The sequence below is a fragment of the Pseudomonas sp. 10C3 genome, from assembly GCF_036346185.1.
GTDB lineage: Bacteria > Pseudomonadota > Gammaproteobacteria > Pseudomonadales > Pseudomonadaceae > Aquipseudomonas.
Genome location: NZ_JASJVE010000016.1, coordinates 13,864 through 27,676, shown reverse-complemented (window position 1 = coordinate 27,676; position 13,813 = coordinate 13,864). Strand labels below are relative to the sequence as shown.

Annotated in this window: 11 protein-coding genes; all 11 read left to right on the top strand. The window is 55.9% G+C overall.

The window, feature by feature from the left end; translation table 11 throughout:
- The 11 genes from atpD to tssG all read left to right on the top strand — a co-directional run bounded on the left by atpD (position 1) and on the right by tssG (position 13,812).
- Positions 1–1,380: a F0F1 ATP synthase subunit beta gene (atpD, locus tag QN399_RS16650; protein WP_322177104.1), complete on the top strand. Its 1,380-nt coding sequence runs from the start codon at positions 1–3 to the stop codon at positions 1,378–1,380.
- A 44-nt stretch (positions 1,381–1,424) separates the two neighbouring features.
- On the top strand, positions 1,425–1,850 hold the full coding sequence (locus QN399_RS16645) for a F0F1 ATP synthase subunit epsilon (RefSeq protein WP_219063395.1): 426 nt from the start codon (positions 1,425–1,427) through the stop codon (positions 1,848–1,850).
- Between the two features lie 112 nt (positions 1,851–1,962).
- Positions 1,963–3,324 (top strand): bifunctional UDP-N-acetylglucosamine diphosphorylase/glucosamine-1-phosphate N-acetyltransferase GlmU, encoded by a 1,362-nt coding sequence (gene glmU / locus QN399_RS16640; RefSeq protein ID WP_322218691.1) that lies wholly within the window; start codon positions 1,963–1,965, stop codon positions 3,322–3,324.
- Between the two features lie 196 nt (positions 3,325–3,520).
- Positions 3,521–4,288, top strand: a complete 768-nt coding sequence (locus QN399_RS16635) for a DeoR family transcriptional regulator (RefSeq protein ID WP_322177102.1) — start codon at positions 3,521–3,523, stop codon at positions 4,286–4,288.
- A gap of 9 nt (positions 4,289–4,297) precedes the next feature.
- On the top strand, positions 4,298–6,133 hold the full coding sequence (gene glmS, locus QN399_RS16630; RefSeq protein ID WP_322177101.1) for a glutamine--fructose-6-phosphate transaminase (isomerizing): 1,836 nt from the start codon (positions 4,298–4,300) through the stop codon (positions 6,131–6,133).
- 776 nt (positions 6,134–6,909) lie between these two features.
- The gene (tssA, locus tag QN399_RS16625) at positions 6,910–8,466 is read left to right on the top strand and encodes a type VI secretion system protein TssA (RefSeq protein WP_330201278.1); all 1,557 of its coding nucleotides are present in this window, start codon (positions 6,910–6,912) and stop codon (positions 8,464–8,466) included.
- A 32-nt stretch (positions 8,467–8,498) separates the two neighbouring features.
- The gene (tssB, locus tag QN399_RS16620) at positions 8,499–9,005 is read left to right on the top strand and encodes a type VI secretion system contractile sheath small subunit (protein WP_322177079.1); all 507 of its coding nucleotides are present in this window, start codon (positions 8,499–8,501) and stop codon (positions 9,003–9,005) included.
- A gap of 28 nt (positions 9,006–9,033) precedes the next feature.
- Positions 9,034–10,509 carry a type VI secretion system contractile sheath large subunit gene (gene tssC, locus QN399_RS16615; RefSeq protein WP_322177078.1) on the top strand — a complete coding sequence of 492 codons (1,476 nt, stop codon included), beginning with the start codon at positions 9,034–9,036 and terminating at the stop codon, positions 10,507–10,509.
- Between the two features lie 13 nt (positions 10,510–10,522).
- Complete coding sequence (tssE, locus tag QN399_RS16610) at positions 10,523–10,930, top strand: type VI secretion system baseplate subunit TssE (protein WP_323565631.1); 408 nt, start codon at positions 10,523–10,525, stop codon at positions 10,928–10,930.
- Positions 10,931–11,050: 120 nt separating this feature from the next.
- Positions 11,051–12,841 (top strand): type VI secretion system baseplate subunit TssF, encoded by a 1,791-nt coding sequence (tssF, locus tag QN399_RS16605; RefSeq protein ID WP_322218680.1) that lies wholly within the window; start codon positions 11,051–11,053, stop codon positions 12,839–12,841.
- A complete protein-coding gene (tssG, locus tag QN399_RS16600) occupies positions 12,805–13,812 on the top strand; it encodes a type VI secretion system baseplate subunit TssG (protein ID WP_330201277.1) in 1,008 nt (335 codons plus the stop codon). The genes tssF and tssG overlap by 37 nt, the downstream gene beginning before the upstream one ends.
- Position 13,813 lies beyond the last annotated feature (1 nt).

Here is a 13,813-nt window from a genome sequence, read left to right as displayed (position 1 = left end):
ATGAGTAGCGGACGTATCGTTCAAATCATCGGCGCCGTGATCGACGTGGAATTCCCACGCGAAAACGTACCGAGCATCTACAACGCGCTGTTGGTACAAAGCGCGGCCGGGACCACCCTTGAAGTTCAGCAGCAGCTGGGCGACGGCGTGGTCCGCACCATTGCGATGGGTTCCACCGAAGGCTTGAAGCGCGGTCTGGAAGTCAAAGACACTGGCGCAGCCATCTCCGTACCTGTCGGTAAAGCGACCTTGGGCCGGATCATGGACGTTCTGGGCAACCCGATCGACGAAGCTGGCCCGATCGACACCGAAGAGCGCTGGGGCATTCACCGTCCTGCGCCAACCTTCGCGGAACAGGCAGGCGGCAACGACCTGCTGGAAACCGGCATCAAGGTTATCGACCTGATCTGCCCGTTCGCCAAAGGCGGTAAAGTCGGTTTGTTCGGTGGTGCCGGTGTAGGCAAAACCGTAAACATGATGGAACTGATCCGTAACATCGCCATGGAACACAGCGGTTATTCCGTGTTCGCTGGTGTGGGCGAGCGTACCCGTGAGGGTAACGACTTTTACCACGAGATGAAGGACTCCAGCGTTCTCGACAAAGTGGCGCTGGTATACGGTCAGATGAACGAGCCGCCGGGTAACCGTCTGCGCGTAGCACTGACCGGCCTGACCATGGCCGAGAAGTTCCGTGACGAAGGTAACGACGTTCTGTTGTTCGTCGACAATATCTATCGTTACACCCTGGCCGGCACTGAAGTATCCGCACTGCTGGGCCGTATGCCTTCCGCAGTAGGTTACCAGCCGACTCTGGCTGAAGAGATGGGCACGCTGCAAGAGCGCATCACTTCCACCAAAAACGGTTCGATCACCTCGATCCAAGCGGTATACGTACCTGCGGATGACTTGACTGACCCGTCGCCTGCGACCACCTTCGCCCACTTGGACGCCACCGTCGTACTGTCCCGTGACATCGCCTCTCTGGGTATCTACCCAGCGGTCGATCCACTGGACTCGACTTCGCGCCAGCTGGACCCGAACGTTATCGGCCAGGATCACTACGACACCGCTCGTGGCGTTCAGTACGTGTTGCAGCGTTACAAAGAACTGAAGGACATCATTGCGATCCTGGGTATGGACGAGCTGTCGGAAGTCGACAAGCAGTTGGTTAACCGTGCTCGTAAGATCCAGCGCTTCTTGTCGCAGCCGTTCTTCGTGGCTGAAGTCTTCACCGGTGCATCGGGTAAATACGTTTCCCTGAAAGACACCATTGCTGGTTTCAAAGGCATCCTCAACGGTGACTACGACCACCTGCCAGAACAAGCGTTCTACATGGTAGGCGGCATCGAAGAAGCGATCGAGAAAGCCAAAAAACTGTAATCCCGGCGCCCGGCAACGGGCGCTAATCAGGTTGAGGCAAGCAAATGGCTATGACAGTCCATTGCGATATCGTTAGCGCGGAAGGAGAAATTTTCTCCGGTCTGGTCGAGATGGTGATTGCGCACGGCAACCTGGGTGATATTGGTATCGCTCCAGGCCACGCGCCGCTGATCACTGATCTGAAGCCAGGTCCGATCCGCTTGATCAAACAGGGCGGGGAAGCTGAGGTGTACTACATCTCAGGCGGTTTCCTCGAGGTTCAGCCGAACATGGTCAAGGTACTTGCCGACACCGTGCAACGTGCTGCCGACCTGGACGAAGCCTCCGCTCAGCTGGCTGTTAAGGCTGCTGAGAAGGCGCTGCATGAAAGAGGCGCAGATTTCGATTATGGCTCTGCGGCCGCACGTCTGGCCGAGGCTGCAGCTCAGCTGCGCACGATTCAGCAAATTCGCAAAAAGTTTGGCGGTTAGTCCCGTCTGCTTTCTGCGCGATTGAGAAAAAGGGTAGCCTCGGCTACCCTTTTTCTTTTTTTGAAAATCACCCCCGGTCACAGTCGCTGACCCCCAGGATTGGTAGCCAGTCATGTCACTCGATATCGTTATTCTCGCCGCAGGCCAGGGCACTCGCATGCGTTCCGCGCTGCCCAAGGTTCTTCATCCGGTGGCCGGGGATTCCATGCTCGGCCATGTTATCCACAGCGCCCGTCAACTTAATCCACAGAGCATCCATGTGGTGATCGGTCACGGCGCCGATATCGTTCGTGAACGTTTGGCCGCAGATGACTTGAACTTTATTTTGCAGGATAAGCAGCTGGGCACCGGCCACGCCGTTGCTCAGGCGCTGCCTGAGTTGACTGCCGAGAACGTGCTGATCCTGTATGGCGACGTACCGTTGATCGAAGTAGAAACCTTGCAACGCCTGCTGAAAAAGGTCAGCGCCGAGCAGTTGGGCTTGCTGACGGTCAATCTTGCCGATCCCACTGGCTATGGTCGCATCGTGCGTGATGAACAACAGCGAGTCAGTGCGATCATCGAGCATAAGGATGCGACCGAGGCGCAGAAAGCCATCACTGAAGGCAATACCGGTATTCTCGCGGTGCCTGGCAAGCGACTGGCAGACTGGCTGGGTCGCCTGTCGAATAACAATGCGCAGGGCGAGTATTACCTGACCGACGTCATTGCCATGGCCGTGAACGATGGCCTGGTGGTTGCCACTGAGCAGCCTCTGGATGCCATGGAAGTCCAGGGTGCTAATGATCGCAAGCAACTGGCCGAGCTGGAGCGTCATTACCAGCAACGGGAGGCTCGGCGGCTCATGTCTCTGGGGGTGACCTTGCGCGATCCCGCACGTTTCGACGTGCGAGGCGACGTCAGCGTGGGTCGCGACGTTCTGATTGATATCAATGTGATCCTCGAAGGGCGTGTCGTCATCGAAGACGATGTGGTCATTGGCCCGAATTGTGTGATCAAAAACAGCACCCTGCGCAAAGGCTCGATCATCAAAGCCAACAGCCATATCGATGGGGCAGTCTTGGGGGAGGGCAGCGATGTCGGTCCGTTTGCTCGTCTTCGCCCAGGCAGCGTGCTGGATGCGCGCGCGCATGTGGGTAACTTTGTCGAGCTGAAGAACGCGCATTTGGGTGAAGCCGCGAAGGTCGGGCATTTGACTTACCTTGGCGATGCCGAAGTCGGGGCGCGAACCAACATCGGCGCTGGCACCATTACCTGCAACTACGACGGCGCGAACAAACACAGGACCGTGTTGGGGGAGGACGTATTCATCGGTTCCAATAACTCCTTGGTTGCACCTGTGGATATCTCATCCGGCGCCACCACGGCGGCGGGCTCCACCATCACTCAAGACGTTGCTGAAAAACAGTTGGCAATCGGCCGTGCACGTCAGCGCAATATTGATGGGTGGAAGCGACCGGTAAAAATCAAATAACCCTGTAGGAGCTGGCTTGTTTGCTAAGGCCGCAACTCGGTGTGCCTGAAGGACCACCTTGCCTGGTTCGCAGATAAGCCAGCGCTTACAGTTATCCACAGGTGAAATGTTATCCACTGTATTTTTCAGCTTGACGGAAATACGCTAATAGGTTTTGATTGCTTTCGTTTTCTTTCGAATCGAAACTTAAGCTGTCATGTCGAAACGTAATACCCCCCAGCGTCGTCACAATATTCTGGCCTTGCTCAACGAGCAGGGCGAAGTCAGTGTCGACGAATTGGCGAAACGCTTCGAGATCTCGGAGGTGACGATTCGAAAGGATCTTGGCGCGCTTGAAAACAATGGTTTGCTGTTGCGTCGTTATGGCGGTGCCGTCACCATGCCGCAGGAGCTGATAGGCGATAGTTGCCAGCCCGTGTCGAAGTACAAGCAAGCCATCGCTCGCGCTGCGGCATCATGCATTAGCGAGCATGCGCGCATCATCGTCGACAGTGGCAGTACCGCCGCCGCGTTGATTCCTGAGTTGGGCCGACAACCTGGCCTGGTGGTGATGACTAACTCGCTGCACGTTGCGATAGCCCTGAGCGAACTTGAACATGAACCGGTGTTACTCATGACGGGTGGCACATGGGATCCTCATTCCGAATCCTTCCAGGGACAGGTCGCTGAGCAGGTGTTGCGCTCATACGATTTTGATCAGTTGTTCATTGGTGCCGATGGTATTGATTTGAGCCGCGGGACTACGACGTTCAACGAGCTGTTGGGTTTGAGCAGAGTCATGGCGGAGGTCGCGCGCGAAGTCGTCGTGATGGTCGAAGCCGATAAAATAGGTCGCAAAATTCCTAACCTGGAGCTGCCCTGGAGCAGCATCCATACCCTTATTACCGATGATCGTTTACCCACCGAGGTACGCGAACAGATTCAAGCCCGGGGCATAACCTTGATTTGCGCCGCCGTTTGCTAGGAGAGAACCATGTGTGGAATCGTCGGCGCCGTTGCTGAGCGCAATATTACTGCCATTTTGCTCGAAGGCCTGAAACGCCTTGAGTACCGTGGCTACGACAGCGCAGGCGTCGCTATTTTCAGCAATGCCGGGAAGCTGGAACGTTGCCGTCGTTCGGGCAAGGTTGTTGAGTTGGAGCAAGCCCTTGCTGGCGAGCCGTTGGTTGGCCGTTTGGGTATCGCTCACACCCGCTGGGCAACCCATGGCGCCCCGTGCGAGCGTAATGCCCACCCGCATTTCTCCGCTGATGAGGTGGCGGTCGTGCACAACGGCATTATCGAGAACCACGAAGAGCTGCGCGAGCGCTTGAAAGGGCTGGGTTACGTCTTCACGTCGGACACCGACACCGAAGTCATCGTCCACCTCCTGCACCACAAGCTCAAAGACTGTGGCGACCTGACCGTCGCGCTGAAAGCCGCTGTCAAGGAATTGCACGGTGCTTACGGTCTGGCCGTGATCAGTGCCAAACAGCCTGACCGCTTACTCGCCGCCCGCAGTGGTAGCCCGTTGGTGATTGGTCTGGGTCTGGGCGAGAACTTCCTGGCATCCGATCAGCTTGCTTTACGGCAGGTGACTGACCGTTTCATGTACCTGGAGGAAGGCGATATCGCCGAAATCCATCGTGACAGCGTGCAGATCTGGACCCTGGATGGTCTGCCAGTCGAGCGTGAAGTCGTGCAATATCGTGAAGACGCCGAAGCCGCGGATAAGGGCAAGTTCCGTCACTTCATGCTCAAGGAAATCCACGAACAACCTAAAGTCGTGCAGCGCACCCTGGAAGGCCGACTCGGTCAACAGCAAGTGTTGGTGCAGGCGTTCGGTCCGCAAGCTGCTGAATTGTTCGCCAAAGTACGTAATGTGCAAATCGTCGCCTGCGGCACCAGCTACCACGCCGGTATGGTGGCGCGTTATTGGTTAGAAGGTTTGGCTGGTATCCCGTGCCAGGTCGAAGTGGCCAGCGAATTCCGCTACCGCAAAGTAGTGGTGCAGCCTGACACGCTGTTCGTGTCGATCTCGCAGTCGGGCGAAACCGCGGACACCCTCGCGGCCTTGCGTAACGCGAAAGAACTGGGCTTCCTTGGCAGCCTCGCCATTTGCAACGTGAGCATCAGCTCACTGGTGCGTGAGTCCGACTTGACCCTGCTGACCCAGGCCGGTCCGGAAATCGGCGTTGCCTCCACCAAAGCCTTCACCACGCAATTGGTTGCCCTGCTGCTGCTGACCCTGGCGCTTGGACAGGTCAAAGGTACTCTTGAGGACGGCGTTGAAGCTGAACTGGTTGAAGAGCTGCGCCGCCTGCCGACCCGTCTGGGTGAAGCGTTGGCCATGGACAGCACCGTCGAAAAAGTCGCAGAGCTGTTTGCTGAGAAGCACCACACCTTGTTCCTTGGCCGTGGCGCGCAGTTCCCGGTGGCCATGGAAGGTGCGCTCAAGCTCAAAGAGATCTCTTACATTCACGCGGAAGCTTATCCTGCCGGCGAACTCAAACACGGCCCGTTGGCACTGGTCGACAGCGACATGCCGGTCGTGACCGTCGCACCCAACAACGAGTTGCTGGAAAAACTCAAATCCAACCTGCAAGAAGTCCGTGCACGCGGCGGTGAATTGATCGTCTTCGCTGATGAGCACGCCGGTATGAGCAACGGCGTAGGCACCCACGTCATCGCCATGCCGCATATCGTCGACACCCTGGCGCCGATTCTCTACACCATCCCGCTGCAACTGCTGTCCTACTACGTGGCCGTACTCAAAGGCACAGACGTCGACCAGCCGCGCAACCTCGCTAAATCAGTGACTGTGGAATAAGTTATCCACAGGTGGATAAACCGTGGTTATAGACAATAAAAACTGTCGCTGAGTAAAAAACTGTCGCACTAGGAGGAATGACGCGCGGACGTCCCTCCTGGCGCTCACAGCAACCTCTTAGTTTGCAATTGAAAGACTGTCGCAGAACGCTGATCTTGTTCTGATCAGCGCTCATCTTCCGGATGTTGCTCCCTTGGGGGCAGTACACCTTCCCCGCACATCTTTGCCAAGATTTGGCCCCAATAGCCCGAATTTTCATTCGGGCGCGGGCGGCTGGACTGAGCGCGAGCACTCATCTCATACCCAAACGTGCACGATGCCACCGGCACAAAGAAAAGTACCAGACGAAAGTGCATCGTGATATTGATCAGTTTAATAGCATCACGTTGTATTAGTGATAAAAGTCATTGTTACGGCTAGAACAAACAGTGCCTGAATATAATATTAAACGTTATTTAGGCCATTTAATAATCTCTAGTTTCCGACTTACATGAGGGAAACTTCCTACAAACTTTTGCGAGCTTAAATGTGCGAAGTTTGAGGTAAGAAACCGGCCACTATTCTCTCAGACGTTTCTGTAAGGCGCGGTGGCGTTTTCCTACATACGCAGAGACTGTCTCCTCTTAAGATCGCCGCCATTGTCCGAGGTAGCTGATTATGGTGTGCGATAAAAGGATTGTGCTCTGCACGCCCGCATGGAGTTGGTTTAGCGCACCTGCATTAGGTACTCATGCATTGATGTGCGTTCCGTATTGTGCAGACAGTGCGTGCCTCGGATGACTTACTCGCTTGAGTTGTCTGCCCGTTACCTGGATCTTGCCAGGACCCCCATCTCCAAGGAGCACTTCGCCGGGGATGATATTCGTTTTTCCAACGAATACGAGGCGGTGGAAAGTGAGCTGGGCAAGGCCCATTCGCTGCATGAGAACAGCCGAATCGACTGGCAAAAAATCCTTGATGACAGCGAGTTGATCTTGCGTGATCACTCCAAAGACCTGCGTGTGGCGGTTTGGCTGGCGTGGGCACTGTACCAAAAAAATTCGTTTGCAGGCTTATTGGCGGGGTTCGGCCTGCTTCATCACCTTTGCAAAGACCACTGGGAGTGCTTGCACCCGCTCAAATCGCGTACCCGCGTAGCCGCCTTCAATTGGTTGTTGCCGCGTCTTGAGCAGGTGTTGGCAGAGAGCGTGCCGATTAAAGAGCAGTTGTCCCTGTTCAGGCGTCTGGTTGAACACTTTGAGGGCCTGGATGCCCTGCTGACGCTGCAGTTGGGCAATGACGCCCCGTTGTTGTTGCCAATCCGGCGACGACTGGCAGCCATGGTGCAGCGCGCAGCGAGTAACCAGCCTGAGCCAGGGGCGATGGGCGCGGCGCTCGCCCAGGTGAAACAGGCGGCCACTCAACTCTTCACCCCGGGTTCGCCCATCGACAATGAAAAGGACGCGCAAAAAGCCCTGCGTGTGCAGCAGGAAAATGCACGGCCTTTGTGCGCCTGGTGGCTACGCCAGAAAGCCACCGACCTTCGTGCCTTACGCCTCAATCGGACCCTGTTGTGGCTGACGATTGAGGCGCTCCCGGAGCGTAACGCCGAACACATCACCGTCTTGCGCGGGCTGCCGGCGGACAGGCTGAAAAGCTATCAGGAGCGCCTGGATCAAGGGCAGTACGCCGATTTACTGGTCGATCTGGAGGCCAGCCTTGCTGTTTCTCCGTTCTGGTTCGACGGCCAACGCATGGTGTGGGAGTGCCTGCAGCGGCTCAATGCCGATTTGGCCATGCGCGAGGTCGAGGTTCAGCTTTCGCTATTGCTGCAGCGTTTGCCGGGAATAGTCGACCTGCGCTTTCACGACGGTGTGCCGTTCGCGGATGACGCTACACGTAGCTGGATCAGCGCCCATGTGTTGGTTCATCTGCAAGTGGTCGATGCGCCCGGCGCGCTGCAAAGCGATAACACTCAAGCCGTCTGGGAAGACGCCTTGCAAGACGTATTGCCCGTTTTGCGCCGGGATGGTCTCAAGGCTGCCGTGCAGATTCTCAAGCAGGGCTTGCAGAGCGCTCAAGGTGGAAGGGTACGTTTTTTCTGGCAATTGAGCCTCGCTCGACTGTGTTACCAGGCCAAGAAGTACGAACTGGCCAAGACCCAGCTTGAGACTCTCGATCAGCAATTACGGGATGCCGGCCTTGATGCCTGGGAGCCCGACCTTGCGCTGCAAGTGCTGCACCTCCTGTATAGCTGCTGCGAACTGTTGCCGCAAAACCAAGTGGTGCGAGAGCGCAAGGAAGATGTTTACCACCGGTTGTGCCACCTCGATCTTGAAGTAGTACTTCCCTAGGCCCTCGGGTCATAACCGCAAGGAGAAACGCCATGGCCAAAGAAGGCTCGGTTGCCCCTAAAGAACGCATCAACGTCACCTTTAAACCCGCGCTTGGCAATGCTCAAGAAGAAATCGAGCTGCCGCTGAAGCTGCTGGTACTGGGTGATTTCACCCAGCAAGCGGATGAACGCAAAGTCGAGGATCGCAAGCCGATCAGCATCGACAAAAACAACTTTGACGACGTGCTGGCCAACCAAAAACTGCGCCTGACGCTGAGCGTACCCAATCGTCTTCAGGAGGAGGGCTGCACCGATGAGCTGGCGATCAACCTCAAGGTCGGCTCGATGAAAGATTTCGGCCCGGCCAACCTGATCGAGCAGATTCCAGAGTTGAAAAAACTGATGGAGCTGCGGGATGCGCTTGTGGCCCTCAAAGGTCCGCTGGGTAATGCGCCAGCTTTCCGAAAGGCTATCGAAGGTGTACTCGCCGACGATGAAGCGCGTGCCCGTGTTCTGGGTGAACTGAGCATGAATGCCGCCGCTACGCCGGACGCTTGAGACCTCATCAGCAAAGGAAGCCATCTCTATGAGCACTAAAGCTGCACAGCAAAAAAGTACTGAACTACTCGAAGGCGGCATCCTCGACCGCATCATTGCCGAGACTAGACTCAGCCCCAACGATGATGCCTACTCAATCGCCAAGCGCGGTGTCTCGGCCTTCATCGAAGAGTTGCTCAAGCCGCAGAACAACGGCGAGCCTGTAAAGAAAGCCATGGTTGACCGCATGATTGCCGAGATCGATGCCAAGCTCAGCTGCCAGATGGACGAGATTCTGCACCACTCGGAATTCCAGGCGCTGGAAGCTTCATGGCGTGGTCTGCAGTTGTTGGTTGAGCGCACCAACTTCCGTGAAAACATCAAGATCCAGGTGCTTAACGTTTCCAAGCAAGATCTGTTGGACGATTTTGAAGACTCGCCGGAAGTTATGCAGTCGGGCCTTTACAAGCATGTTTATACCGCTGAATACGGTCAGTTCGGTGGCGAGCCCGTAGGCGCAATCATCGCCAACTACTTCTTCTCGCCAAGTTCGCCCGACGTCAAAACCATGCAGTATGTTTCCAGCATTGCGTGTATGGCACACGCGCCGTTTATTGCGGCTGCGGGCCCGAAGTTTTTCGGTCTGGAAAGTTTTACCGGCTTACCTGATCTGAAAGACCTGAAAGATCACTTCGGAGGTCCGCAATTCGCCAAATGGCAAAGTTTCCGGCAACAGGAAGATGCGCGTTATGTTGGCCTGACTGTGCCGCGCTTCCTGCTGCGTAATCCTTACGACCCTGAAGAAAATCCGGTGAAGACCTTTGTCTACAAAGAAAATGTCGCCACCAGTCACGAACACTATTTGTGGGGCAACACGGCCTACACGTTCGCGACCAAGTTGACCGACAGCTTCGCCAAGTTCCGCTGGTGCCCGAACATCATCGGCCCACAGAGCGGAGGGGCGGTTGAAGATTTACCGCTGCATCACTTCCACAGCATGGGCGAAATCGAAACCAAAATTCCAACCGAAGTATTGGTCTCTGACCGTCGTGAATACGAGTTGGCGGAAGAAGGTTTTATTTCCCTGACCATGCGCAAGGGCAGTGACAACGCTGCGTTCTTCTCGGCCAGTTCGGTGCAGAAACCGAAGTTTTTTGGCAACAGTGAAGAAGACAAAACTGCCGAGCTGAATTACAAACTGGGCACCCAGCTGCCTTATATGTTCATCATCAATCGTCTAGCGCACTACCTCAAAGTGCTGCAACGCGAACAACTGGGCTCCTGGAAGGAACGTACCGACCTTGAGCAAGAGCTGAACAAATGGATTCGCCAGTACGTCGCAGACCAAGAAAACCCTAGTTCTGAAGTCCGTGGCCGCCGTCCGCTGCGCTCCGCAAAAATCGTCGTCAGCGACGTTGAAGGCGAGCCTGGCTGGTATCGCGTCAGCTTGAACGTGCGCCCGCACTTTAAATACATGGGGGCGGATTTCACCTTGTCGCTGGTTGGCAAGTTGGACAAAGAGTAAGCGGAGCAACGTCATGACGGCATACGGCAGCCTTTTCGAGCGCCTTGGCGGCGACACGCGTAAGCGAAGTGAATCAAGTCGCGAGGATTGCGCCATGGACTCGGTGGCTGCCCACTTGGCAAAAATGCTCAGTACTCGTGCAGGCAGCGTACAGACGCTTCCCGACTACGGGCTGCCGGACCTGAACAATATGAGCTTGAGCCTGCATGAGTCCTTGAGTCAGGCCGGCTCGGCCATAGAGGGTTTCGTGAGCGCGTATGAGCCGCGTCTGGCCGATGTGAAAGTCCATTCTCTTCCGAACGAGAACGACCCCTTAAGACTGGCATTCACCATCGAGGGTTTGCTCGAAGTAAATGGCATCAAGCGCCTGGTGAGTTTTGCCGCGCGCCTGAACAGCAACGGACAGGTCACGGTTAAGTAGCAAGCCTCCCTTGTTATCAGCGAAAGCGCGTGTTCCACGTGGAACATTTTTTATCTGAAGCGGCACTGTCGCACCCGAAAAAATCAACCACGCAGTGTGCGTGCAGGAAGGTTATCGCCCGTGTCGTTTAATCAGTACTACCAAAGCGAACTGAACGCACTGCGTCAGTTGGGCGGTGCTTTCGCTGAACGTAACCCTGCGTTGGCGCCTTTTCTTGGGCAGAGCGGGTGTGATCCCGATGTGGAACGTCTACTTGAGGGTTTTGCGTTTCTTACGGGGCGTCTGCGACAGAAACTCGATGATGAGCTGCCCGAGCTGACCCATTCGTTGATGTACCTGTTGTGGCCGAACTACATGCGCCCGTTGCCGGCGTTCAGCATGTTGCAGTTCGACCCCTTGAAGCAGGCGGGTCCGGCACTTTTGGCTGAACGCAATATGCATGTTGAAAGTCAGTCTCTTGATGGTGTGGTGTGTGGTTTCAGCACGTGTTATGCCACCGAGGTATCGGCCCTGCAATTGGGTGCTTTGAATTATTCGGAAAATGGCGACGGCGCCTTGCTGACGCTGCGGCTGGATATGACGTGTGACGGGCATCTTGGCGAGCTCGATCTAAGCCGTCTTCGTCTGCACTTTGCCGGTGACCGCTACATCAGCCAGACGCTTCATCTCAGCCTGCTGCGTCATCTGGACAGCATTGAGGTGATTCCGTTGGACGCTAAACATGAGCACATGAAAGGTGTGGATCTAGGCAACACGTTGTCATTCCTATTGCCAAGTGAAAACGTCCAGCCCGTCGGGTTTGCCGAAGATGAGGCATTGATTCCTTACCCGCTGAACACCTTTCGCGGTTACCGCTATTTGCAGGAATATTTTGCGTTCCAGGACAAGTTTCTGTTCGTTGACCTGTCCGGGCTGGGTGTTCTCGGACGTATCCCTGAAGACACGCTCAAGCGCGCGCGGAGTGTCTTGCTGCGTTTCACCATCAATAAAAACGGCATGCAGCGCCAGCGCCCGACGCTGAATAACGTGAAGCTGTATTGCACGCCCATCGCCAATCTGTTCAAGCACCATGCGTCGCCGATCAGGTTTGATGGCAGGGAGGACGAGTACCTGTTGCTACCCGATGAAAAGAATCGGGGGAACTACGGTGTGTTTTCCGTTGATAGCGTGAGCGCCAGTCAAAAGGGTGAAGCTGATGCGAAGGTGTTCGTGCCGTTCGAGTCCTTCGAGCACGACCCCAGTTTCGACGCGTTACAGGCCCGCCCGCATTACAGCGTTCGGCAGCGTCAATCATTGCTGCACGAGGGGTTGGACACGTTCCTGCGTTTTGGCCTTCATGACCCTGACAGTACTGACACGGTGTCCATCGAACTGACCTGCACCAATCAGAATTTGCCACGTCAGCTCAAGAAAGGGGATATCTGCGTGGCGGCATCAGGTGCGCGTGAGTCCCTGACTTTTCGCAATATCCTCAGCCCGACGTCGAGTTATCCACCCCCCCTGAATAGCGACTTCTTGTGGAAGTTGATCAGCAACATGTCGCTGAACTACGTGTCCCTTGTCAACGTCAACGCGCTCAAGGTGATTCTCGAAACCTACGACCTGCCGCGCTATTACGACCAACAGGCTCGTAATGCCAGCAAAACCCGTCTTAACGCCCTGAAGTCCATCAGCCATCAACCCGTTGACCGTCTACATCGCGGCTTGCCTCTGCGCGGTTTGCGCACGGAACTGATCATCGACCCTCAGGGCTACGTCGGCGAAGGCGATTTGTTCCTCTTCGCTTCGGTGCTCAACGAGTTCTTCGCGCTCTATGCCAGCCTCAATTCGTACCACGAACTACACGTGAAAAGCACACAGGGTGAGGAGTACCAATGGACACCACGAATGGGTCTGCAGCCCCTGCTTTAAGCGGGTTGAGCAAGGCCATACGCGAGTATTCGATCTTCCAGGCGGTGCCGCAGATCATGGCGCGGTTGCGTCAATCCAACGCCCCGATGAATGACGAGCAGCTGTATGACCTGCTGGAATTTCAGGCCAACCCAAGCTTTGGCTTTCCTGGCAGCGATATAGACCGCGTGCAGTTTTTTGAAGAGCACGGGGTGATGCGGGCGCGCCTGCGTCTTAACTTGATCAGCCTGATGGGGGCGGGCTCGCCGCTGCCCGCCTTCTATGGCGATCAAGCTCTAGGCGACCGCGAAGAGGGCAATTCGACACGCGATTTCCTCGACCTTTTTCATCATCGCTTGCAACGTTTGCTGCTACCGATCTGGCGCAAATATCGCTATCAAGCGCGTTTCGAAAGCAAAGCGCAGGACCCGTTTTCGGCACAGCTTTTCGCCTTGATCGGGCTGGGTGGTGAGGCTATTCGCGAAGCCAGGGAGCTGAACTGGAAACGGTTGCTGCCTTACCTGGGCCTGCTCAGCCTGCGTGCTCATTCGGCAGCGCTGATCGAGGCCGTGCTGCGGTACTACTTCAAGCACGCCGAACTGGTTATTGAACAGTGCATCGAGCGCACGGTGCAGATTCTCGAAGAGCAGCGTAATCGTCTGGGAACCGCCAATAGCCGGCTGGGCGAGGACCTTGTGCTGGGCGAGCAAGTGCGCGATTGCGGCGGCAAGTTTCGCGTGCACATCCGCGAACTGAGTTGGCAGAGCTTTCACGACTTTCTCCCCATTGGCACGGGCTATCAGCCGTTATGCGCGCTGGTGCGTTTCACCCTGCGAGACCCGCTTGATTACGACATTCGACTGGTACTGCGTCATGAAGAAATTCGTGAGCTGCGCCTCGACCCGCAGAACGACTGTCGTCTTGGCTGGACCAGCTGGCTCGGACGCGAACGCGCCGACGGCATCGTCACCCTCGGCAGCAAAATCCATTAAG

Bases quoted from the DNA above. Each gene is read 5' to 3' on its own strand.
- QN399_RS16645 (WP_219063395.1), top strand. From the start codon at position 1,425: ATGGCTATGACAGTCCATTGCGATATCGTTAGCGCGGAAGGAGAAATT.
- QN399_RS16635 (WP_322177102.1), top strand. From the start codon at position 3,521: ATGTCGAAACGTAATACCCCCCAGCGTCGTCACAATATTCTGGCCTTG.
- tssE (WP_323565631.1), top strand. From the start codon at position 10,523: ATGACGGCATACGGCAGCCTTTTCGAGCGCCTTGGCGGCGACACGCGT.
- atpD (WP_322177104.1), top strand. From the start codon at position 1: ATGAGTAGCGGACGTATCGTTCAAATCATCGGCGCCGTGATCGACGTG.
- tssG (WP_330201277.1), top strand. From the start codon at position 12,805: ATGGACACCACGAATGGGTCTGCAGCCCCTGCTTTAAGCGGGTTGAGC.
- tssC (WP_322177078.1), top strand. From the start codon at position 9,034: ATGAGCACTAAAGCTGCACAGCAAAAAAGTACTGAACTACTCGAAGGC.
- glmU (WP_322218691.1), top strand. From the start codon at position 1,963: ATGTCACTCGATATCGTTATTCTCGCCGCAGGCCAGGGCACTCGCATG.
- tssA (WP_330201278.1), top strand. From the start codon at position 6,910: ATGACTTACTCGCTTGAGTTGTCTGCCCGTTACCTGGATCTTGCCAGG.
- tssB (WP_322177079.1), top strand. From the start codon at position 8,499: ATGGCCAAAGAAGGCTCGGTTGCCCCTAAAGAACGCATCAACGTCACC.
- glmS (WP_322177101.1), top strand. From the start codon at position 4,298: ATGTGTGGAATCGTCGGCGCCGTTGCTGAGCGCAATATTACTGCCATT.